General features: G+C 66.1%; 19 protein-coding genes. All 19 read left to right on the top strand.

Annotation, left to right across the window (positions count from 1 at the left end; genetic code table 11):
• Positions 1 to 201: 201 nt before the first annotated feature.
• Positions 202 to 591, top strand: a complete 390-nt coding sequence (locus FBZ87_RS25990; protein WP_145613483.1) for a copper-binding protein — start codon at positions 202 to 204, stop codon at positions 589 to 591.
• Positions 592 to 594: 3 nt separating this feature from the next.
• On the top strand, positions 595 to 1,149 hold the full coding sequence (locus FBZ87_RS25985) for a DUF2231 domain-containing protein (protein ID WP_145613482.1): 555 nt from the start codon (positions 595 to 597) through the stop codon (positions 1,147 to 1,149).
• A 222-nt stretch (positions 1,150 to 1,371) separates the two neighbouring features.
• Positions 1,372 to 2,106, top strand: a complete 735-nt coding sequence (locus FBZ87_RS25980) for a DUF4198 domain-containing protein (RefSeq protein WP_145613481.1) — start codon at positions 1,372 to 1,374, stop codon at positions 2,104 to 2,106.
• A gap of 29 nt (positions 2,107 to 2,135) precedes the next feature.
• The gene (locus FBZ87_RS25975) at positions 2,136 to 2,519 is read left to right on the top strand and encodes a hypothetical protein (protein ID WP_145613480.1); all 384 of its coding nucleotides are present in this window, start codon (positions 2,136 to 2,138) and stop codon (positions 2,517 to 2,519) included.
• Between the two features lie 10 nt (positions 2,520 to 2,529).
• Positions 2,530 to 3,267 carry a HupE/UreJ family protein gene (locus FBZ87_RS25970; protein ID WP_145613479.1) on the top strand — a complete coding sequence of 246 codons (738 nt, stop codon included), beginning with the start codon at positions 2,530 to 2,532 and terminating at the stop codon, positions 3,265 to 3,267.
• 1 nt (position 3,268) lies between these two features.
• Positions 3,269 to 3,853, top strand: coding sequence for a hypothetical protein (locus FBZ87_RS25965; RefSeq protein ID WP_246134611.1), 585 nt, complete (start codon positions 3,269 to 3,271; stop codon positions 3,851 to 3,853).
• A 259-nt stretch (positions 3,854 to 4,112) separates the two neighbouring features.
• Positions 4,113 to 6,269 (top strand): TonB-dependent siderophore receptor, encoded by a 2,157-nt coding sequence (locus FBZ87_RS25960; RefSeq protein ID WP_145613478.1) that lies wholly within the window; start codon positions 4,113 to 4,115, stop codon positions 6,267 to 6,269.
• A 118-nt stretch (positions 6,270 to 6,387) separates the two neighbouring features.
• Positions 6,388 to 7,494 (top strand): PepSY-associated TM helix domain-containing protein, encoded by a 1,107-nt coding sequence (locus FBZ87_RS25955; protein WP_186454985.1) that lies wholly within the window; start codon positions 6,388 to 6,390, stop codon positions 7,492 to 7,494.
• On the top strand, positions 7,491 to 8,417 hold the full coding sequence (locus tag FBZ87_RS25950) for a 2-hydroxyacid dehydrogenase (protein ID WP_145613476.1): 927 nt from the start codon (positions 7,491 to 7,493) through the stop codon (positions 8,415 to 8,417). The genes FBZ87_RS25955 and FBZ87_RS25950 overlap by 4 nt, the downstream gene beginning before the upstream one ends.
• A gap of 341 nt (positions 8,418 to 8,758) precedes the next feature.
• A complete protein-coding gene (locus FBZ87_RS25945; protein WP_145613475.1) occupies positions 8,759 to 10,057 on the top strand; it encodes an NAD(P)/FAD-dependent oxidoreductase in 1,299 nt (432 codons plus the stop codon).
• Complete coding sequence (locus FBZ87_RS25940) at positions 10,054 to 11,610, top strand: ABC transporter substrate-binding protein (protein ID WP_246134610.1); 1,557 nt, start codon at positions 10,054 to 10,056, stop codon at positions 11,608 to 11,610. Before FBZ87_RS25945 ends, FBZ87_RS25940 begins: the two co-directional genes overlap by 4 nt.
• A gap of 3 nt (positions 11,611 to 11,613) precedes the next feature.
• Positions 11,614 to 12,600, top strand: a complete 987-nt coding sequence (locus FBZ87_RS25935) for an ABC transporter permease (RefSeq protein WP_246134609.1) — start codon at positions 11,614 to 11,616, stop codon at positions 12,598 to 12,600.
• Positions 12,597 to 13,490, top strand: a complete 894-nt coding sequence (locus tag FBZ87_RS25930; protein WP_145613474.1) for an ABC transporter permease — start codon at positions 12,597 to 12,599, stop codon at positions 13,488 to 13,490. The genes FBZ87_RS25935 and FBZ87_RS25930 overlap by 4 nt, the downstream gene beginning before the upstream one ends.
• Position 13,491: 1 nt before the next feature.
• Complete coding sequence (locus FBZ87_RS25925; protein ID WP_145613473.1) at positions 13,492 to 15,330, top strand: ABC transporter ATP-binding protein; 1,839 nt, start codon at positions 13,492 to 13,494, stop codon at positions 15,328 to 15,330.
• Positions 15,331 to 15,546: 216 nt separating this feature from the next.
• Positions 15,547 to 16,404 carry a GNAT family N-acetyltransferase gene (locus FBZ87_RS25920; RefSeq protein ID WP_145613472.1) on the top strand — a complete coding sequence of 286 codons (858 nt, stop codon included), beginning with the start codon at positions 15,547 to 15,549 and terminating at the stop codon, positions 16,402 to 16,404.
• A 33-nt stretch (positions 16,405 to 16,437) separates the two neighbouring features.
• Positions 16,438 to 17,910 carry an NAD-dependent succinate-semialdehyde dehydrogenase gene (locus FBZ87_RS25915; RefSeq protein ID WP_425465741.1) on the top strand — a complete coding sequence of 491 codons (1,473 nt, stop codon included), beginning with the start codon at positions 16,438 to 16,440 and terminating at the stop codon, positions 17,908 to 17,910.
• Positions 17,907 to 18,986, top strand: coding sequence for a tartrate dehydrogenase (locus FBZ87_RS25910; protein ID WP_145613470.1), 1,080 nt, complete (start codon positions 17,907 to 17,909; stop codon positions 18,984 to 18,986). The genes FBZ87_RS25915 and FBZ87_RS25910 overlap by 4 nt, the downstream gene beginning before the upstream one ends.
• Before the next feature lie 104 nt (positions 18,987 to 19,090).
• A complete protein-coding gene (locus tag FBZ87_RS25905) occupies positions 19,091 to 20,503 on the top strand; it encodes an aspartate aminotransferase family protein (RefSeq protein WP_246134608.1) in 1,413 nt (470 codons plus the stop codon).
• Between the two features lie 121 nt (positions 20,504 to 20,624).
• A complete protein-coding gene (locus tag FBZ87_RS25900) occupies positions 20,625 to 21,116 on the top strand; it encodes an Lrp/AsnC family transcriptional regulator (RefSeq protein WP_044559651.1) in 492 nt (163 codons plus the stop codon).
• Positions 21,117 to 21,147: the final 31 nt, after the last annotated feature.

Genomic DNA, 21,147 nt, shown 5'->3' with positions numbered 1-21,147 from the left:
CGGCACTCAGCCCCCAGGCTGCACCGGACTGGCTGGCGGACCAGGCGCGAGCGCCAGGATCGCCGGCGCATACGGACGGGACCGGCATCACCTCCCTTCCCCCACTTGAACCTCCCAGGGGCGTGATCCGGCTGTAAGGCCACGCCCCACCCCGGCCGTTCCGCAATCGGCGGCCCAGTCCAGATTCCCTGGGAGAATCAAATGATCCCGAAGACCTTCGCGCGCGCCGTCGTGGCGGCGCTGATGATCACGCACGCGCCCGCCCTGGCGGCGGCCCCGCCTCAAATGGACCACGACCATTCCGGCAAGACGCCCGACAAGACGCCGGTCGGCACCGGCACGGTGAACACCGTGGATGCCACCCGCCGCACCGTTACTCTGACACATGGCCCGATCACCGCTCTGAACTGGCCCGGCATGACCATGGACTTCCCGGTAGCCCCGGGGATCGACTTGGTCGGATTGCGGCCCGGCGCCCAGGTCATGTTCACCTTGGGGAGATCCTCGGCCGGCGCCTACTGGATCGATCATGTCATGCCGGACGACGCCGCCATGCCCACGGGCCACGGCCCCGATGACCACGAGGGTTGAGCCATGCCGGAAATCCTGCCCAACTGGCACCCTGCGGTGGTTCATTTCGCCGTGGCGCTGCCCCTTCTGACCTTCCTGTTTTTCATCGCGGCATCCGTCCGGCACAGGACCGGATGGGCACCAGCCCTGACCACCGCCGCGCGCTGGTCGCTGTGCCTGGGTACGGTGGCGGCGCTGGCAGCCGTCCTGACGGGACAGCGGGCCATGACCACGTCCACCATGGACCTGGCCGGCCATGAGAACGTGCATATCCACCTGACCTGGGCCTACCGCACCGCGGCCGTGCTGGCCGTCGCGTCGCTGGGCGCTTGGCTGGACCGCAAGCGGGCCGTAGGCGCCCATCCCCTGCTGCTGCTGTGCGTGGCTGGCGGCATGGGACTGGTGGCAATCACCGGGTGGTATGGGGCGGAGAACGTCTACCGCCATGGCATCGGCGTACAGCGCCTGCCCGACCCCGCCGCCCTCGACGATCATCAGGGGCATGCCCACCATCATCACCACGATCATGACGACCCGGCATCGCCGAACGGTGATCCGGAAGCCGACCACCGCCACTGACAAGCGGGGCGCGCCGGCGGACGGCAACTGCGGCCATCCGCCGGCGCATCCGTTAAACCCAAAGCACAATCGGCCGTCCGCCCGCCGGCCCGGGATGGTTTTCTGCCGCCAAGCCCCCCGCAATCGGTGCCATCCCGCCAATCCGGGGTGTTAGCCTTCTTAAAAAGAACGGGACCGCCATCAAAAGGCGTGCTGGGTCAAAACATAAACAGGGGATCGATAATGCGTCGTTTCAAGCCCGTCGCCCTCGCCGCGCTCACCAGCGCCCTCTTGTCCGGCCCCGCCGGCGCCCACGCCATCTGGTATGCCGAACATGCCCGCCAGTTAGCCTTGATCTACGGTGTTGGCGCCGACGACCTGGATTCCGTGAAGCGTCTGCCGGGCTTCGAAGGCATTGCCGCCTATGACGCCAATTACCAGCCAATCGAGGCCAAGCTGCGCGTGGCTGGCCCCCTGGTGGTCCTGGACACCGAGCAGCGCCCGACCCTGGTGGCCGCCGTCCTGCAGAACGGCATCTGGTCGCGGATGAAGGGCGAGGAGTTCGAGAAGAAGACGCGGGAGGAAATGCCGAACGCCTTCTATTCGGAAAAGACCATCAAATACACGGTGGGCGTTCGCGGCCCGCTGGAGAAGCCCATTCCCGCCCTGCCGGGACAGGTACTGCAGATCGTCCCGGTCGGCCCCATACCGGAAAAGCTGGGCACGCCCATGACCTACAGGGTCCTGTACAAGGGCAAGCCAATCGCCGGCGTGTCGGTCATCAACGACTTGGTTAACGACCCCGACGCCACCCCGATGAAGACGGCCGCCGACGGCACCGTCACCCTGCCGGTGCGCAACCAGGGCCTGAACGTGATCGAGGCGGTCTATAAGGCCCCCACGGACGATCCGAAGAAATACGACGAAATCGAGCTTGGGGCCACGCTGTCCTTCCTGCTGCAGCACGCGCCGGAATGAACCCGGCCCCCTCTTTGAAAGGCCCCGCCATGACCCTCCCAAAGTTCCTGAGCCCAGCCCTGGTCGCCCTGGCGCTGGCCGCCACCCAGCCCGCCCTGGCGCATGGCAACACCAAGCCGCAGCACGGCGGCGTGGTGCTGATGGCTGGCGAAACAGTGTTCGAACTGGTGAACAAGGCCGGCGCCGTGGCTCTGTACGTCACCGATGATGACGAACCGGTGGCGGCCACCGCCATGACGGGGCAGATCAGCATCACAACCGGCGGCAAGACGCAGGTGGTGGCGCTGAAGCCCGCCGACGGCAACCGCTTCGACGCGCCTGGCGCCACCATCCCGGCCAAGTCCCAGGTCGCCGTCCAGGTCGTCGACACCGCGACGAAAACCAGCCTGGGCACCACCTTCACCATCAACTAAGGGGGCCTCGATGCAGGCAGCAGGCCCGCTTTCCACATCGACCCCACGCACGGCCAAGGCGTTGAGCCGGCTGGCTGTGCTGGCCGCCCTTGTCACGGCCCTTACCGCCACGGCCGCCCGGGCCCACGGCGTTTCGGACGCCGACAAAGCCTTCATCACCGGCGCCGACGGCGTCAACATCGTCCCCTACATCTATCTGGGCGCCAAGCACATGGTCACCGGCTATGATCATCTGCTGTTCCTGGTCGGCGTCATCTTTCTGCTGTACCGGCTGAAGGACGTGGGCCGCTACGTCACCCTGTTCGCCATCGGCCACAGCACGACGCTGTTGCTGGGCGTGCTGACCGACGTGCGGGCCAATGCCTACCTGGTGGATGCCATCATCGGCCTGTCAGTGGTCTACAAGGCCCTGGACAACCTGGGAGCCTTCAAGACCGTGCTGGGCTTCACGCCCAATCCCCGCGCCGCCGTCCTGGTCTTCGGCTTTTTCCATGGCTTCGGCCTGGCGACCAAACTGCAGGAACTGGCGCTGTCCCATGAGGGGCTGATCCCCAACCTGGTCAGCTTCAACGTGGGTGTGGAGATCGGTCAGTTCCTGGCGCTGAGCGTCATCCTCATCCTGATGAGCCTATGGCGCCAGACCGAGAACTTCCGGCACAGCGTCGTCCTGGCCAACGCCGCCCTTATGGCCGCCGGCTTCGTGCTGACCGGCTATCAGCTGGCGGGCTATTTCCAGCAAGGAGCCTGACATGGCGAGCCCTTCCATGGACCAATACGTGGTCGCCCGCGGCACCCTGACCAAGGCGACAGCGGGGGCGGGCGTGGCCGCGGCCCTGATCCTGACCCTGTTCGTGCTGCCGGCCGAACGCGGCATCGACCTGACCGGGATCGGTTCCACCATCGGCCTGACCCGAATGAGCCAGACCGAAAGGGGGGTGACGGCCCCGTCCCAGGCACCGACCGGCATCCCCATTCCCAACCGGGCCATGATCGAAAAGACGACGGCCCTGCGCAGCGATGAAATGACCCTGACCCTGGCGCCCCACACCGGCGCCGAGATCAAGGCCCACATGCGGGAGGGCGATCATTTCATCTTCCGCTGGGAAGCGAGCGCGCCCGTGAAGGTGGACATGCATGGCGAACGGGTGAATGCCGGTGACGAGTTCACCAGCTACTGGAAGGAAAAGGAGCTTTCGGCCGCACAGGGCGACCTGACCGCCCCTTTCGAGGGCACGCACGGCTGGTATTGGCATAACCGCAGCGATGTTCCTGTCACAGTGACCGTGAAGACCGTCGGATTTTACGGGGATTTGTTCAGGCCCCACGCCGAATAGGTGTGATGACGTCTGCCATCAGGAGCCGGCAGATTCATCTGTTTCGCAAGATGCCGCAATATTTCCCCCTGAAAACAACCTGGTCTTCGAACAAAGATTCCCGAAAGATCAGGCACCATCATTCCTAATAAAACGGGCGAAAGTTGGGTCCACTCTTCTGACATCTTACGCCGCGGCGCACATTCGTCGCGAAGCGGGAGATTTTACAAAAAAATCCCTAGGGAGCCTTCACATTAAAATCAGAACAGGGGGCGAGAAAATGAAGGGCCATTCCGGTATTCGATTCTTTTGTGCCGCGACCGCGGCTTACCTGATGCTCCAGCCCGTGGCCCACGCTGCGGAAGACCAGGCCCCGGCCACCGGCGACACCCTTGAGGAAATCACGGTCACAGCGCAAAAGCAGCAATATGTCGGTACCGTGCCGGCCAAGGACGTACCGCAAAATGTTCAGACGTTAAGCGGCGCCACGCTGCAGGAAGTTGGCATCACCCGCCTCGCCGACGCCCTGGATTTGGTCAGCGGCGTGGCCCGGCAAAACAGCTATGGCGGCCTGTGGGACGGTTTCGCCGTTCGAGGCTTCGCCGGCGATATCAATGTTCCCAGCGGATTCCTCGTCAACGGTTTCAACTATGGTCGGGGATTCGGCGGCCCCCGGGATGTCTCCGGCGTGGAACGGATCGATGTCTTGAAAGGCCCGACATCCGCCCTGTTCGGCCGTGGCGAGCCAGGCGGCACCGTCAACATCATCACGAAGCAGCCGCAGTTCACGCCGGAGGGCAGCGTCATGCTCGAAGGTGGAAGCTATAGTCATTTCCGAGGGGAGGCGGACTATACCACCCCGCTCAGCAGGCGGTTGGCCGTCCGTATGAACGGCGCCTTCGAGGACGAGGACAGCTTCCGCGACACGGTTCACGCCAGGAAGGAAACCGTATCGCCCTCGATCCTGTGGTTCCTCAACGACAATACCAGCGTATCCTATCAGTTCGCGTACACGCATCAGGAGATCCCGTTCGACCGCGGTGTCGTGGCGGTCAACGGCAAACTCGGCGTCATCCCCATTTCCCGTTTCCTGGGCGAGCCAGCCGATGGGCCGACCAAGACCAACGATTATGGCCACCAACTGCAGTTGCAGCATGACTTCAACGACAAGTGGGGAGTCTTGCTGGGGGCGGGCTATCGCACCACCGACCTTACCGGCTACGGTGAGACGCCGGAACTGGTCACATCCCGCCAGCCGTTCTTCACCGATGGCCGCACGCTCTCCCGGCAGCGCCGCTACACCAGCTACGACACCAAGGATCTGGTCCTGCGTGGCGAAATCAACGGGCAGTTCGACACCTTCGGCATCACGCACCACGTGCTGGTGGGCGCCGACTACGACGACTTCAAATTCAACAACTTCCAGACGCGGTCGCGGCCGCCCGCCCTGTCGACACATCCGACATTCGCCCAGCAGAACGCCATCGACATCTACAATCCCATCTACACGCCGGCGAGCTTGCTGCCCGCCACCACCAGCCTAGTCTTTAATCAGTACGAGCGCGACAAGACCACCGGCGCCTACGTGCAGGATCAGATCGATGTCACCGACAGCATCAAGCTGCGTCTGGGCGCGCGTTACGATGACTTTTCGCAGTCGATCCTGACCCGGGCGACGAATGTGACGACACGTCAGAATCCGGATTCCTTCAGCCCGCAGGTCGGCATCGTCTATGAGCCCACCAAGTCAATCTCGGTTTATTTCAGCTACGGGCAAGGGTTCCGTGCGAATACCGGGCAAGATTATTACGGAACGCCCTTCGCGCCCGAGAGAACGGAATCTTACGAGGTCGGCGCAAAATACGTGTCACCGGACCAGGGGATTACCAGTTCCATCGCCCTGTTCAAGATGAGCAAGGACAACATCATCACGGCCGATCCCGTGCACTCGGGCTACGTGATCGCCATCGGCACCGCGGAAAGCAAGGGTGTCGAGTTCGACGTCAGTGCCAAGCTGCCCTATGATTTTCGGTTGCTGGGCAGCTTCGCCTATGTCGACGCCTATTCGACGTCATCGGTTCTCGACCCCGACTTCGGCAAGGTCGTGGCCACGGGCGATCCACTGATCAACATTCCCGAACTGAGCGGCAACCTGATCCTGTTCAAAGACTTCTCCGTGATGGAAAAGCCCGCCAACGTCGGCATCGGGGTCAACTACGTCGACAAGCGGCTGGGGGAGACCGGCACGACCTTCACCCTGCCCGCCTACACGCTGGTGCGGTTGATGGGATCCGTCCATTTGACTGACGACATCGAGCTCAGCGGCGAAATCAACAATCTGTTCGATAAAACGTGGTACGCGAACAGCTACGCGGCGCTATGGGTACAGCCTGGCGCGCCACGCACGTTCAAGGCACGGGTCCGCTACAAGTTCTGACCCGAGGGCGCCCTATCCCTCCGGGGATAGGGCTCGACAGGGCGGCCCCTGCCGCCATTCCGCGACCCTCCCGGCCCGCCAGCGCCCCCGGGTGGCCGCCTTGGGCCGGGAGGACCTCGTGATTTCCAAGCGCGCCCTTTATCAACTGCATAAATACTGCGGCCTGATCGCCGCGGTTTTCATCCTGATCCAGGCGGCGTCAGGTCTCCTGCTGCTGTTCCAGGATACCCTGAGCCCTCGCTTGGACACGAAAGAGCCGCTCCCTCAAACCACGGATGGTGCCGCCGCCGACACCGTGCGGCTGAGACGCCTGCAGGCGGTTCTCGCCACCGCGCATCCCAACGCCACGTTGCGCCGGCTGGACTTCCCCAGCCAGGCGGATGCCCCCTACCTGGCCCATTTGACCGACCCCGATAGCTGCGCCCGCTATGTCGCGCTTGACCCGAAGTCGGCCGGAATTCTGCGGGATGGATCCGTCTGGCGTTTTCCAGCCATCGCGTTACTCCGGCTGCACGACCAGATGCTGACGGGCAGGCCGGGCACGGCCGTCATCATCCTGGTTGGTCTCGCCACGTTGATGGTGACGCTGGCGGGCCTCGCACACTGGTGGCCCCGCCCCGGACGCTGGCGCCAAAGCCTGACCATCCACTGGAGCCAACCGGCACGCATGATTCTGCGGCAAGGCCATCGCATCCTGGGCGCGGTCGCGGCCGTCGTCATCGCCATCAGCGCGCTGACGGGCTTGACCCTGGCGGTACCCATGGTGCTGGCCGCTCCATCCCCATCGCCTACGGCGACCCTAGCGACAATGAGCGATTGGGATGGGGCGCTGGCGCTGGCCCGTGCGCGCTTCCCCGGCCACCCCGTTCGCGATCTGCGTTCGCGGGGCGCCGACCTTTTGGATGTGTACTTCCGAGCGCCGGAGTACGGCCCCGTGGCGGTGCACCAAGTGACCATCGATCTGATGTCCGGGCACGAGACCCTGTCCGTGCCCGCTGACCGGAATACCGACGCCTGGGTGGTCGCCCTGCCCATCCATACCGGAGGAATCGCGGGCGCCGCCGGATTCGGGTTTGCCTTGTTCGCCGGCCTCTCGCTGGCGATGCTGGCGATCACGGGTCCGGCCCTGTGGCTGCACCTGGCGTTGGCGAAGGCCCGCAACCGTCGGCGCCGCATGGCCGGAGCGCCATCCCCTGTCACCGCAATCCAGAAGGTGCGGTCATGAGCGTCCTCTACAAGTCCGAGTCTGACCGTGGCCGCGCTTGGCAGGCCCTGTTTGCGGACCACGCCCCCGACATCGGCTTTCACCTTTGGCCGGAGATGGGGGATCCGGCAGCCATACGCTACCTCGCGGCCTGGGCGCCAGCCGCCGACATCTTTGCGGCCTTGCCCAACCTGGAGGTTCTATTCTCCATCGGTGCCGGCGTTGACCAGCTTGACCTGTCACAGGTGCCGCAGTCCGTTGCCGTGGTGCGCATGGTTGAGGCTGGCCTGACCGAAGGCATGGTCGAATATGCGGTATTCGCGACCTTGGCCCTGCACCGCCGGGTGATCGACTACATCAGCGACCAGCGCCAGGGCCGATGGCAACCTGCCCGTCTTGTGCCGCCAGCCAAGCGGCGGGTGGGCGTCATGGGTCTGGGTGTGCTGGGGCAGGCGGTACTAGCCCGACTGAGCGCCTTCGGCTTCCCTTTACTGGGATGGAGCCGAACCCCGCATACCATTGCCGGCGTGGACTGCTACGCCGGACGCGAGCAGTTGCCGGACTTCCTGGCGCAATGCGATATCCTGATCTGCCTGCTGCCGCTGACGCCGGAGACGCGTGGCATATTATGCCGCGAGACCTTCGACCAGCTGCCCGAAGGTGCAGGGCTGATCAACGCTGGCCGGGGCGGACACCTGATCGAGAGCGACTTGCTGGATGCCTTGGATGGCGGTCGGCTGGCCGGTGCCGTGCTGGATGTGCTGAACAGCGAACCACCGCCCGCCACTCATCCATTCTGGCGCCATCCCAAGATTCTCCTGACACCACACGTCGCCAGCATGACCACAGCCGACACCGGCGGTCAGGCCCTACTGGACAATATCCGGCGTCATCAAGCCGGCATTCCTATGCAGGGCCTGATCCGGCGCGATCTCGGATATTGACGCCGCCCGCCTTTCCCGCGCCGCAGCAAACTATGCTGAATGCAATGGGCAAAAGGCGGAATCCTGCGCCGGCCCGGGGCAGTTTAAGGACATGTTCTTATCGGCCTGTGGCCTAATGGGTTCACAAGAATGGTCACCGGACAGGGTGCGCATGGAATGTGGAAAGCGGTGCCGGCCGGCAAGGCCGAACCCTTCCCTTCGACTGGGCCCACGCCGGAGCCGAACAGCCAAATCATGGCATCCCAAAAGGAAAGACGTCGCATGATCGCGTTCCGGCCCCCAAAAGTCACCGTCAACCGCCACGGCGCCTTGGTGGCCGCACTCATCGGGCCCTGACTTCCATGACCGGACCCAAGACCTGCTCCTACTGGCTGGACACCGCGCCCCCCTTCACCGGCGGCGCGGACGGCGGCCTGGACAACCGCACGGACGTCGCCATCATCGGCGCCGGCTTCACCGGCCTCTCCGCCGCCCTGGCGCTCAGCCAACAGGGTGTGTCCGTCACCGCGCTGGAGGCGGACCGTGCCATCGGGGCGGCGTCGGGACGCAATGGGGGCCATTGCAACAATGGCCTGGCGCACGATTACGCCGCCCTGTCCGCCAAGCTGGGCCGGGATCGCGCCGGCGCCTACTACCGCGCCCATGTCGCGGCCGTGGACACGGTGGAACGGCTGGCGCGCGAGAATGATATCGACTGTGATTTCCGCCGTCCCGGCCGTCTCAAGCTGGCGGCCAAGCCCGAGCATTTCGAGAAGCTGGCCAGGGCATACGACGTGTTGCGGGCGGAAATCGACACCGATGTGGAGTTGGTGGCGCCCGGCCGCATCGGGGACGAGATCGGCTCCGCCGCCTTCCACGGTGGCCTGATCCAGACGACCAGCGCCCAGCTGCACGTCGGCAAGTTCGGGGTGGGAATAGCCCACGCTGCCGCCCGGGCGGGCGCCCGCATTCATGAACACACCCCGGCGGTCGACATCCTACGCCGCCCCGGCGGCGGCTGGCGGGTGGTGACGCCCCGGGGCGAGATCGTCGCCGACCAGGTTCTGATCGCCACGGGCGGCGGCGGCACCGGGGGCGCCCTGCGCCCACTGCAATGGTTCCGCCGCCGCATCGTTTCCGTCGGCAGCTTCATCATCGTCACCCAGCCGTTGGACCCGGCGCTGCTGGACCGGCTGTTCCCCAGGCGGCGCAACTACGTCACCAGCAAGAATATCGGCAACTACTTCCGGACCACCACCGACAACCGCCTGGTCTTCGGCGGGCGGGCGCGGTTCGCCGTTTCCAATCCCCTGTCCGACCTCAAGAGCGGGCGCATCCTGGAGGCGACGCTGGGCCAGACCTTCCCCGAACTGGCGGGAACGCGCATCGACTATTGCTGGGGCGGCATGGTCGACCTGACCGCCGACCGCCTGCCCCGCGCCGGCCAGCATGACGGCCTGTATTACTCGATGGGCTACAGCGGCCATGGCGTGCAGATGGCGACCTACATGGGGGAGCGCATGGCCGAGGTGATGATGGGCCGGCCCCAGGCCAACCCCTGGGCGGACCTGGATTGGCCCAGCATCCCGGGGCACCTCGGCAAGCCCTGGTTCCTTCCGCTGGTGGGCGCCTATTACCGCGTCCAGGACATCCTGCATTGACGGCCCGTGCGACCACATCCCTGATCACGCGGCGGCACCTCATGGGCGGGATGCTGGCAGCGGGTCTGACGGCGGGCGGACCGGCGTTCGGGGCCGGTCAGGACCCGGCGCTGCCCCAGCGAGGTGGCCGCATCCGCGTGGCCGGCATGTCCAGCTCCACGGCCGATACGCTAGATCCGGCCAAGGGCGCCCTGTCAACCGACTACGCCCGCCACTACATGTTCTACAGCGGCCTGACGCGATACCGCGCGGACCTGTCAGCGGAACCCGCCCTGGCGGAGACGCTGGAAAGCGACGACCGGATCCTATGGCGGGCCGTCCTGCGCACGGGCGTGACTTTTCATGATGGCAAGCCGCTGTCACCGCAGGACGTGGTCTATTCCCTGATGCGGCACCAGGACCCGGCCACAGCATCGAAGGTCAGGACCATCGCGGACCAGTTCAGGCGCGTCACCGTCTCCGGCTCCAACGAGGTGACGATCGAACTGACCGGCCCCAACGCCGACCTGCCGGCCATCCTGGCGGACTCGCACTTCCTGATCGTGCAGGACGGCACCGCCGACTTTCGCCAGGCCATCGGCACCGGGCCCTATCGCTGCACCTCCTTCCAACCCGGCATCGCGACCATCGCCGCGCGCAACGAAAACTACTGGGTCGAGGGCAGACCTTATTTGGACGGGATCGAGCTGCTCGGCATTCCGGATGAGGTGTCGCGCGTCAACGCCCTACTGTCAGGCGATGTCCACCTGGTCAACGCGGTGAACCCCCGCTCCGCCCGCCGTATCGAGGCGTCGCTCGGCCACCGCGTGCTGGAAACCAAATCCGGCCTGTACACCAATCTGATCATGCGGCAGGACGCCCTGCCCACACGGGATCCGGATTTCGTGCTGGCCATGAAGTTCCTGTTCAACCGCGAACTCGTCCGCCGCACGCTGTACCGCAACTACGCCACCATCGCCAACGACCAGCCAATCCCGCCCGGCAGTCCCTATTACCTGGCCGATCTGCCACAGCGGCCCTACGACCCGGATCGCGCCGGCTTCCATCTGCGCAAGGCGGGCCTGGCGGGGGCGCGGCTGCCTGTCTACGCCTCGCCGGCCGCCGATGGATCGGTGGACATGGCCTCGATGCTGCAGGAATTCGCAGCCCAAGCGGGGCTGCACCTGGCGGTTAACCGGGTGCCGGCCGACGGCTACTGGTCTACCCACTGGATGAAGCACCCGCTGGGCTTCGGCAATACCAACCCGCGGCCCACGGCGGACATGCTGTTCAGCCTGTTCTACAAGTCGGACGCGCCGTGGAACGAATCCGGCTGGCGGAATGAGCAGTTCGACCAATTGCTGCTAGCGGCGCGTGGCGAACGGGACGAGGCGCGCCGGCGCCAGATGTACGGCGACATGCAGGTACTGGTGCATGACCATTGCGGCGTCGGCATTCCGGTCTTCATCAGTTCGCTGGACGGATATGACCAGCGCTTGAAAGGGCTGGGCTCCATCCCCATCGGCGGTCTTATGGGCTATTCCTTCGCAGAACATGTCTGGTGGGAGGGCTGACCCGTGGCCCATGGCTCCCCAAGAAATCGCAGCGGCATCGCCGCGGCCGGTCGCCTGATCCTGCGCAGGCTGGGATCGGCGCTGCTGACCTTGCTGTTGGTGTCCCTGGTGGTCTTCACCATAAGCGCGCTGCTGCCCGGCGACGCCGCGGAAGAGACGCTGGGACAAAGCGCCACGCCGGAGGCCGTGGCCGCCCTGCGCCACCAGATGGGTCTGGACCAGCCGGCACACCTGCGCTATGTGCGCTGGCTGGGCGGCATGATCAAGGGCGATCCCGGCCAGTCGCTGGTGGCGAACATGCCGGTCGGCCAGGTCATCGCCGGACGCCTGCCCAATTCACTGACGCTGGCCGGCCTCACCGCCGCCGTCGCCATTCCGCTGGCCCTGGCCATTGGCATCCTGTCGGCCCTTTACCGCGACACGGGACTGGACCGGGCCTTGAACCTGATGACCCTGGGCATGGTGGCGGTGCCGGAATTCCTGGTGGCGACCATCGCCGTCCTGGTCTTTTCCGTCACACTGCGGTGGCTGCCGTCCATCACCGTGGTGCGCGAGGGAATTGGCTGGGCGGAGATGCTGCGCGGATATGCCATGCCGGTGATGACCCTGGCCTGCGTGACCGTGGCGCAGATGGCGCGCATGACCCGCGCGGCCGTCATCGACCAGTTGAGCCGTCCTTATGTGGAGATGGCGCTGTTGAAGGGGTTGTCCCCCTCGCGCGTCGTGCTGGTCCATGTGCTGCCCAACGCCGTGGCCCCCATCGTCAACGCCATGGCGCTCAGCCTATCCTACCTGCTGGGTGGTGCCGTCATCGTCGAGACGATCTTCAATTATCCCGGCATCGCCAGCCTGATGGTCAACGCCGTCACAAGCCGTGACATGCCCCTGCTGCAGGCATGCGCCATGATCTTCTGCGTGGCCTACCTGTTGCTGATGCTGGCGGCCGACGTCTGCGCCATTCTGGCCAACCCGAGGCTGCGCGGCCAATGACCCCCACCGTCCCCTTGCGCGAGGAAAGCATGTTGAAACCGGCGTCCACAGCCGCGAGCCGGGTTCGGCACTGGTTGTCCGGTCTGCCCACATCGGGGCGGGTGGGCTTGGCGCTGGTCGTCCTGTGGCTGGTCCTGGGCGCCGCCGGGCCCCTGCTGGCCCCCTATGACGTGGGCGCCTTCGTCTCGCCGGAGGTTTTCGACAGCATGAGCGCCCAGCACTGGCTGGGCAGTGACTATCTGGGCCGCGACGTGCTGAGCCGCCTGCTTTCCGGGGCCCAATACACGGTCGGCCTGGCCCTGGCCTCCGCCTTGCTGGCCAGCGCGACCGGCGCCGGCTTGGCGTTGACCGCCACCGTCTGCCCCCGTTGGGTCGATGAGGTGATCAGCCGTTTCATGGACACTCTGATATCCATTCCCAGCAAGGTGTTCGCCCTGGTGCTGGTCGCCGCCTTCGGGTCGTCCCTGACCTTGCTGCTGCTGATCGCGGCGGCAACCTACACCCCGGGGGCCTTCCGTATCGCCCGGGCCTTGGCCATCAATCTAAATCAGATGGACTACGTGCAGGTGGCCTACGCCCGAGGCGAGGGCCGGCTGTACATCGCCGCCGCGGAAATCATGCCCAACATGATCCATCCCGTACTGGCGGATTTCGGCCTGCGCTTCGTTTTCATTGTACTGCTGCTCTCAGGCTTGAGCTTCCTGGGCCTGGGCGTGCAGCCGCCCAACGCCGACTTGGGCTCACTGGTCCGGGAGAATATCTCCGGCCTGGGCGACGGCGCTCTGGCCATCCTGGCGCCGGCCATGGCCATCGCCACGCTGACCATCGGCGTCAACCTGCTGATCGACGCCCTGCCGGGGCGCGGCCGGCGCATTACTGGGGGGCGTTGAGATGGGCGCCGCGCAGGATCATGTCCAGGTTTCAGGCCTGCGGATTACCGCGCCAGCCGCTGGCGGCCAGGAAACGCCCATCGTCAACGATGTGGACTTCACCATCCCCAAGGGGCAGGTGCTGGCGCTGATTGGGGAATCCGGGTCGGGCAAGACCAGCATCGCCCTGGCCTTGATGGGCTATGCCAGGGGGGGCTGCCGCCTCGCGGGCGGAGGCGTGCGGGTGGGCGACACGGAAATCTTGACCCTGGACGCGTCGCAGTTGCGCACCGTGCGCGGCAACCGGATCGCCTATGTGGCGCAAAGCGCCGCTTCCGCCTTCAACCCGTCGCGCACCATCATGGACCAGGTGGTGGAGGCGGCGGTGGGGCGCGGCCTGATATCCCGGCCGGCGGCCGAGGCCAAGGCCATGGGCCTGTTCCGCGCCCTGGCCCTGCCCGAGCCGGAAGCCATCGGCGGGCGCTATGTCCACCAGCTGTCGGGCGGGCAATTGCAGCGGCTGATGGCCGCAATGGCCCTGATGACGGATCCGGAGCTGGTGATCCTGGACGAACCGACCACCGCCCTGGACGTCACCACCCAAATCGACGTGCTGCGCGCCTTCAAGCGGGTGGTGCGCCAACAGGGCGCCACGGCGCTGTACGTTTCGCACGATCTGGCAGTCGTGGCGCAGGTCGCGGACCGCATCGTGGTGCTGCAACGGGGTCGGGTGCGCGAGGCCGGTGACGCCAGCCAGGTGCTGGAGAAACCCGCCGACATCTATACCCGCACCCTCATGGCGGCGGCACGTCCCTCGACGCAGGCCAGGCCCCACCGCCCCGCCCCCCAGCAGGCGCCCCCGCTTCTGGAGGTACGCGGCCTGACGGCGGGCTATGGCCGGGTGGAAGCGGGCGTGCCCAAGATCCCGGTCCTGCGCGACGTCACCCTATCCATCACCAAGGGCACGACGCTGGGTGTCATTGGCGAATCCGGTTCCGGAAAGTCCACGCTGGCCCGGGTCATCGCCGGCCTGGTGGCGCCCGCCAGCGGTCAAGTGCTGTTCCAGGGACAACCCCTGGCCCCCACATTGTCGGGCCGAACCCGGGAACAGTTCCAGCGCATCCAACTGGTCTTCCAGAACGCGGATACCGCGCTGAACCCCGCCCATACCGTGTCCCGCATCCTGGGCCGGCCCCTGGCCTTCTATCATGGCATGGACGGCCGGGCGCGGAACCGCCGTGTGGCCGAACTGCTGGACCTGACCCAACTGCCCGCAGGTCTTGCCGACCGGCACTGTGGCGAGCTGTCCGGCGGCCAAAAGCAGCGCGTGAACCTGGCCAGGGCCCTGGCGGCCGATCCCCACCTTATCCTGTGCGACGAGGTGACGTCGGCGCTGGACACAGTGGTCGGCGCCGCCATCCTGGATTTGCTGGCCGAGCTGCGGCGTGAACTGGACCTGTCCTACCTGTTCATCAGCCACGACATCTCCACCGTCCGCGCCATCTGCGACGACATCGCGGTGCTGTACGCCGGCCAGAAGGTGGAGATGGGGCCGCGCAACGGCTTCGGCGACGCTCCCGTCCACCCCTACACCGATTTGCTGATCGGGTCGGTTCCGGAAATGCGCCGGGGCTGGCTGGAGGAGAAGGAAATGGCGGCGACTCCGCCGCCCCTGGCCACCGCCCAGAGTGCGAATCTGTGCCGCTTCCTGCCGCGATGCGCCGCCCGGGTTGAGGGCTTGTGCGACCGCCTGCCCCCGCCCCGTATCGTTCTGGGTGGTGGCAACGAACTGCTGTGCCACCATGACGGGCAGGCGTTGCAGCATCTCCAACGCGGCCGCCAATCGGCCGTCAGCCCGTGACAGGGGTGCCAATGCCGGCATTTGGCGGGATCGGATCGAACCGCGCGCGCCATAATCTTCTGATTTGACGCGCAAGGCGGCATCGAATGCTCCGCCGCCGCCCTTATAGTCTGTGCACGATTGACAGGGTCGACCGCATCCTTCGGCATATCATGCCGACATCGACCGCCAAGAACGCACCGGGATTCCCCGGGGAAGCCAACGAGAAGATGGCCGATGGAAAGACGTACCGATCTCCTGGTGAAACTGCGGGACATGACGGCGGATGACCTGCCCCAAGCGCATGCGCTTTCCCGCAAGCTGCAATGGCCGCATCGAATTGAGGATTGGGATTTCATGCTACGGGCCGGCATGGGCATCGTGGTGGAGGAGAACGGGGCCATCGTCGGCACCATCATGGGCTGGCCCTACGGCCCCGAGGTCGCCACGCTGGGCATGGTCATCGTCGCCGGGGAAAAGCAAGGTGCGGGTATCGGCCGCCAATTGATGGACGCGATGATGGCGCGGCTGGGCGATCGCACCATCGTGCTGAACGCCACGACCGAGGGCCTGCCCCTCTACACCCGCCTGGGCTTCACCGCCTTTGGTGAGATCCGGCAGCACCAGGGGGCGGCGTTTTCCGTCCCCATCCCCAGCCTGCGCCCGAATGAGCGGGTGCGGCCGCTGAGTAGCAGCGACCATGACGCCATCGTCGCCCTGGATCGCCGGGCCTGCGGCATGGACCGCGCCAGCCTGTTCGCGGAGCTGCGCAAGGCCGCCCACGGGGTGGTGCTGGACCGGGACAGCCGGGCGATCGGCTTCGCCCTGTTCCGCCGCTTCGGCCGCGGCTACGTCATCGGCCCGGTGGTGGCCCCGGATGCGGAGGGGGCCAAGACCCTGATCTCCCACTGGCTGGGATCCAACGCCGGCATGTTCTCCCGCGTCGACATCCCGGGCGACGACGACCTGGCCGCCTGGCTGGACGACCTGGGCCTGCCCTGTGTCGGCCGGGTGACCCGCATGGCGCGCGGGCCCCTGGCCCCGCCGGACGTGGACGTGCACACCTTCGCGCTGGCCAGCCAGGCGCTCGGCTGACAGCGCCCCACCCCAAGAGGGCTTCCCATGACCATGCTTGACCTGAAGGACCCGGCGCTGCTGCCGGGCCTGGCCTTCATTGGCGGCGCCTGGCGCCCGTCGTCCACCGACCGAACCATCACCGTCACCGATCCCGCGACCGGCCGGCCCCTGGGCACGGCGCCCGATTGCAATGAGGACGACACCCGCGCCGCCATCGACGCGGCGGCGGCGGCGCACGGACCCTGGCGCGCCCGCACCGCCGGACAGCGCTGCGATATTCTGGCGCGTTGGCACGCGCTGATCCTGGAACATGTCGACGACTTGGCCCGCATCATGACGGCGGAGCAGGGCAAGCCCCTGGCCGAAGCGGCCGGTGAGGTGCGCTACGCCGCCTCCTTCGTGAGGTGGTTCGCGGAGGAAGGCCGGCGGGTTCAGGGCTATGAAGTTCCGGCGCCGGAAGCTGACCGCCGCATCCTGGTGCGCAAGGAGGCGGTTGGCGTCTGCGCCATCATCACCCCCTGGAACTTCCCCGCTGCTATGATCACCCGCAAATGCGCGCCGGCCCTGGCGGCCGGCTGCACCGTGGTGATCAAGCCGTCCGACCTGACGCCCTTCACCGCCCTGGCGCTGGCCGTGCTCGCCGAACGGGCGGGCGTTCCGGCTGGCGTGCTGAACGTCGTCACCGGCATGCCGGACGCCATCGGTCGGGAGCTGACGGCGAACCCGCTGGTACGCAAGCTATCCTTCACCGGGTCCACCCGTGTCGGCGCCCTGCTGATGCGGCAATGTGCCGACACGGTGAAGCGCCTGAGCCTGGAGCTGGGCGGCAACGCGCCCCTTATCGTCTTCGACGACGCCGACCTGGACCAGGCCGTGGCCGGCGCCATGGCCGCCAAGTTCCGCAATGCCGGCCAGACCTGCGTATGCCCCAACCGCATCCTGGTGCAGGCCGGCATCCATGACGCCTTTGCCGAACGACTGGGCCGGGCGGTCACGGCCCTGCGCGTGGGGCCCGGCATGGCCGCCGGCACCACCATCGGCCCCCTGATCAACGCCGCCGCCGTGCGCAAAGTGCGCGACCATGTCGAGGACGCCCTGGCCCACGGCGCCCGCGTCGCCGCCCAGGCCGACAACGACGGTGACATCAGCCGGTTCGCGGCCCCGGTGGTGCTGACGGGCGCCACACCGGACATGCGCCTGGCGCACGAGGAAACCTTCGGGCCCGTAGCGCCGTTGTTCCGGTTCCACGGCGAGGATGAGGCGGTCGCCCTGGCCAACGCCACGCCCTATGGCCTGGCCAGCTATTTCTATACCAACGACCTACACCGGGCCTTCCGCGTGTCCGAACGGCTGGAGGCCGGCATGGTGGCGCTGAACACCGGATCCATCGCCATGGAGATGTCGCCCTTCGGCGGCGTCAAGCAGTCCGGCCTGGGTCGCGAGGGTGGCCAGGCGGGCATTGAAGAGTACCTTGAGCACAAGGCCTTCCACATCGGCGGCCTCAAGCTGGGAGCCCTGTCATGACCAAGACCGAGCGCAGCTACGCCATCGCCGTCATCCCCGGTGACGGCATCGGCAAGGAAGTGGTGCCGGAGGGCATCCGCGTGCTGGAACGGGCGGCCAGCCTGTACGGCTTCACGCTGGAGCAGCGCTGGCACGACTTCGCCTCCTGCGATTACTACGCCCGGCACGGCCGCATGATGCCGGAGGATTGGAAGGAGCGCATCGGCACGCCCGACGCCCTTTTCTTCGGCGCCGTCGGCTGGCCGGAAACGGTGCCGGACCATGTCTCCCTTTGGGGATCGCTGCTGCAGTTCCGCCGGGAATACGACCAGTACGTCAACCTGCGTCCCGCCCGCCTGCTGCCCGGCGTGCCCTCGCCCCTGTCGGGTCGTGAGCCTGGCAGTATCGATTTCTGGATCGTGCGGGAAAACACCGAGGGCGAGTATTCCTCCGTCGGCGGCCATATGTTCGCCGGCACGGAGCGCGAGGTCGTGATCCAGGAGACGGTCATGACCCGCTTCGGCGTCGACCGCGTGCTGCGCTACGCCTTCGACCTGGCCAACCGCCGCCCCAACCGGCACCTGACCTCCGCCACCAAGTCCAACGGCATCGCCATCACCATGCCCTTCTGGGACCAGCGGGTGGAGGCGATGGCGGCCCACTATCCCGACGTGCGCTGGGACAAGTACCACATCGACATCCTGACGGCGCAGTTCGTGCTGAACCCCGACCGTTTCGACGTGGTGGTGGCATCCAACCTGTTTGGCGACATCCTGTCGGACCTCGGGCCCGCCTGCACCGGCACCATCGGCGTGGCGCCATCGGGCAACATCAATCCGGACGGCGTCCACCCCTCGCTGTTCGAGCCGGTGCATGGCTCCGCCCCCGACATCGCGGGCAAGGGCATAGCCAATCCCGTGGGCCAGATATGGTCGGCCGCCATGATGCTGGAGCATCTGGGGGAAACCGACGCCGCCAAGGCCATCATGGCCGCCATCGAAACGGTGTTGAAGGAACCCGGCCTGCGCACCGCCGACCTGAAGGGCAAGGCCGGCACCGGGGAGTGCGGCAAGGCCATCGCCGAGGCGCTGCGCTGACGCGGCATTTTGTGCTGCCGCGACCCGCGAGAAGGGTCGCGGCGCATCCCCCAGACCGCCAACACGGCGCATACCACCACCCGGCGTCGGCTAGGCTTCCCCTCATGGACCCCCTGACGAGCCAGAGGCCGATGCTGAAGCGCAACCGTTCCCTCGTGGATGTCGATCGCGACTATCTGATCCATCCCGTCACCTCCTTCCGTGGCCATGAGGCACGTGGGGCCACCCTTCTGCGAAGCGGCCGGGGCATGTACGTGACCGACATGGACGGCCGCGAACTGCTGGACGCCTTCGCCGGCCTGTGGTGCGTCAATGTCGGCTATGGACAGGAGAGCATCGCCGAGGTCGCGGCCGAGCAGATCCGCCGCCTACCCTACGCCACCGGCTATTTCCACTTCGGGTCGGAGCCGGCGGTGCGCCTGGCCCAGCGCCTGGTGGAACTGGCGCCGCCGTCGCTGACCCACGTCTATTTCACCCTGGGCGGGTCGGACGCGGTGGACAGCGCCATCCGCTACGTCATCCATTATTTCAACGCCCTGGGCAAACCGGAGAAGAAGCAGTTCATCGCCCTGGAGCGGGGCTATCACGGCTCTTCCGCCATGAGTTCAGGCCTGACGGCGCTGGCCAACTTCCACCGCAACTTCGACGTCCCGTTGCGCTGGCAGCATCACATACCGTCCCCCTATCCTTATCGCAGCCCGGTGGGCGAGGAACCGACGGCGGTGATCGCACGGTCCGTGGCCGACCTGCGCGCCAAGGTGGCCGAGTTGGGCGCGGACACCGTGGCGGCCTTCTTCTGCGAACCCATCCAAGGATCGGGTGGCGTCATCGTGCCGCCCAAGGGCTGGCTGAAAGCCATGCGCGACACCTGCGCCGAGTTGGGCATCCTGTTCGTGGCGGATGAGGTCATCACCGGCTTCGGTCGCACCGGCCCGATGTTCGCCTGCGAGCATGAGGACGTCAGCCCCGACCTGATGACCGTGGCCAAGGGCCTGACGGCCGGCTACGCACCCATGGGCGCGGTCCTGATGTCGGATGCCGTGTACCAGGGCATCGCCGACGGGGCGGCGCCCGACCTACCCATCGGCCACGGCTACACCTACTCCGGCCATCCGGTCAGCGCCGCCATCGGGCTGGAAGTCCTGCGCCTCTACACCGAGGGCGGCATCCTGGCCAATGGCCAGCATGTGGCCGGGCGGTTCAAGGCCGGGCTGGACGGTCTGGCCGATCATCCCCTGGTTGGCGACGTACGTGGCCAAGGCCTTCTGGGCGCAATTGAATTGGTCACCGACAAGACATCCAAAACGAGATTCGACGCGGCACTGAAAATTCCCGACCGGCTGTTCGCCGAAGGCTATCGCAACGGTGTCATTTTCCGCGCGTTCGGTGACGGGATACTGGGGCTGGCCCCGGCCTTGTGCTGCACGGAAGATGAAATGGATCTGATTTTTGCGCGTATACGGCGGACACTCGACGGGATACTTGACCAGCCGGACGTCCGGGCGGTGCTTTCATGATAAATAGTTGGCGGGCAATTGGGCCCCCGAACGGTGTAAGCTGATGGTAGGCCCGGCCGCGCCCGGTTGGCGTCAGGGCTGAGTAATTTCCATTGCCCGGGACAGGAGATCCCATCGGAACATGACGCTCGGCCCCAAACTAGACCGTATCGACCTGAACATCCTGGTGCAGCTTCAGCAGAGCGGCCGCATCACCAATGTGGAGCTGGCCGACGCCGTGGGGTTGTCGCCCAGCCCCTGTCTGGCGCGGGTGAAGCGGCTGGAAAAGGCCGGGTACATCACGGGTTACGGGGCCCAGATCAATTATCAGAAGCTGGGCGACTTCATGACGGTTTTCACCGAGGTGACGTTGTCGGAGCATCGCAGCGGCGACTTCTCCCGCTTCGAATCCAAGATCCGCAAGATTGACGAGATCGTGGAATGCCACCTGGTCAGCGGCGGCTACGACTACCTGCTGAAGTTCATCACCACCGGCGTCACTCATTACCAGTCCATCATCGAAGGCATGTTGGAGGGTGATTTCGGCATTGAAAAATACTTCAGCTACATCGTCATAAAGACCCCCTTCATCAAACAACACTACCCCATCCAGGGCCTGTTCGAGCGCGAATAGCCGGCCATGGGGGATAGCCGCCGCCGGAGAA

Origin of the sequence: Nitrospirillum amazonense (genome assembly GCF_007828035.1) — a bacterium.
GTDB lineage: Bacteria > Pseudomonadota > Alphaproteobacteria > Azospirillales > Azospirillaceae > Nitrospirillum > Nitrospirillum amazonense.
The sequence above is the reverse complement of the archived record's forward strand: the minus strand, read 5'-3'. Positions and strand labels throughout refer to the sequence as shown.

Bases quoted from the DNA above. Each gene is read 5' to 3' on its own strand.
- FBZ87_RS25975 (WP_145613480.1), top strand. From the start codon at position 2,136: ATGACCCTCCCAAAGTTCCTGAGCCCAGCCCTGGTCGCCCTGGCGCTG.
- FBZ87_RS25985 (WP_145613482.1), top strand. From the start codon at position 595: ATGCCGGAAATCCTGCCCAACTGGCACCCTGCGGTGGTTCATTTCGCC.
- FBZ87_RS25990 (WP_145613483.1), top strand. From the start codon at position 202: ATGATCCCGAAGACCTTCGCGCGCGCCGTCGTGGCGGCGCTGATGATC.
- FBZ87_RS25905 (WP_246134608.1), top strand. From the start codon at position 19,091: ATGGACCCCCTGACGAGCCAGAGGCCGATGCTGAAGCGCAACCGTTCC.
- FBZ87_RS25920 (WP_145613472.1), top strand. From the start codon at position 15,547: ATGGAAAGACGTACCGATCTCCTGGTGAAACTGCGGGACATGACGGCG.
- FBZ87_RS25915 (WP_425465741.1), top strand. From the start codon at position 16,438: ATGCTTGACCTGAAGGACCCGGCGCTGCTGCCGGGCCTGGCCTTCATT.
- FBZ87_RS25900 (WP_044559651.1), top strand. From the start codon at position 20,625: ATGACGCTCGGCCCCAAACTAGACCGTATCGACCTGAACATCCTGGTG.
- FBZ87_RS25970 (WP_145613479.1), top strand. From the start codon at position 2,530: ATGCAGGCAGCAGGCCCGCTTTCCACATCGACCCCACGCACGGCCAAG.
- FBZ87_RS25960 (WP_145613478.1), top strand. From the start codon at position 4,113: ATGAAGGGCCATTCCGGTATTCGATTCTTTTGTGCCGCGACCGCGGCT.
- FBZ87_RS25945 (WP_145613475.1), top strand. From the start codon at position 8,759: ATGACCGGACCCAAGACCTGCTCCTACTGGCTGGACACCGCGCCCCCC.
- FBZ87_RS25925 (WP_145613473.1), top strand. From the start codon at position 13,492: ATGGGCGCCGCGCAGGATCATGTCCAGGTTTCAGGCCTGCGGATTACC.
- FBZ87_RS25980 (WP_145613481.1), top strand. From the start codon at position 1,372: ATGCGTCGTTTCAAGCCCGTCGCCCTCGCCGCGCTCACCAGCGCCCTC.
- FBZ87_RS25965 (WP_246134611.1), top strand. From the start codon at position 3,269: ATGGCGAGCCCTTCCATGGACCAATACGTGGTCGCCCGCGGCACCCTG.
- FBZ87_RS25950 (WP_145613476.1), top strand. From the start codon at position 7,491: ATGAGCGTCCTCTACAAGTCCGAGTCTGACCGTGGCCGCGCTTGGCAG.
- FBZ87_RS25910 (WP_145613470.1), top strand. From the start codon at position 17,907: ATGACCAAGACCGAGCGCAGCTACGCCATCGCCGTCATCCCCGGTGAC.
- FBZ87_RS25930 (WP_145613474.1), top strand. From the start codon at position 12,597: ATGACCCCCACCGTCCCCTTGCGCGAGGAAAGCATGTTGAAACCGGCG.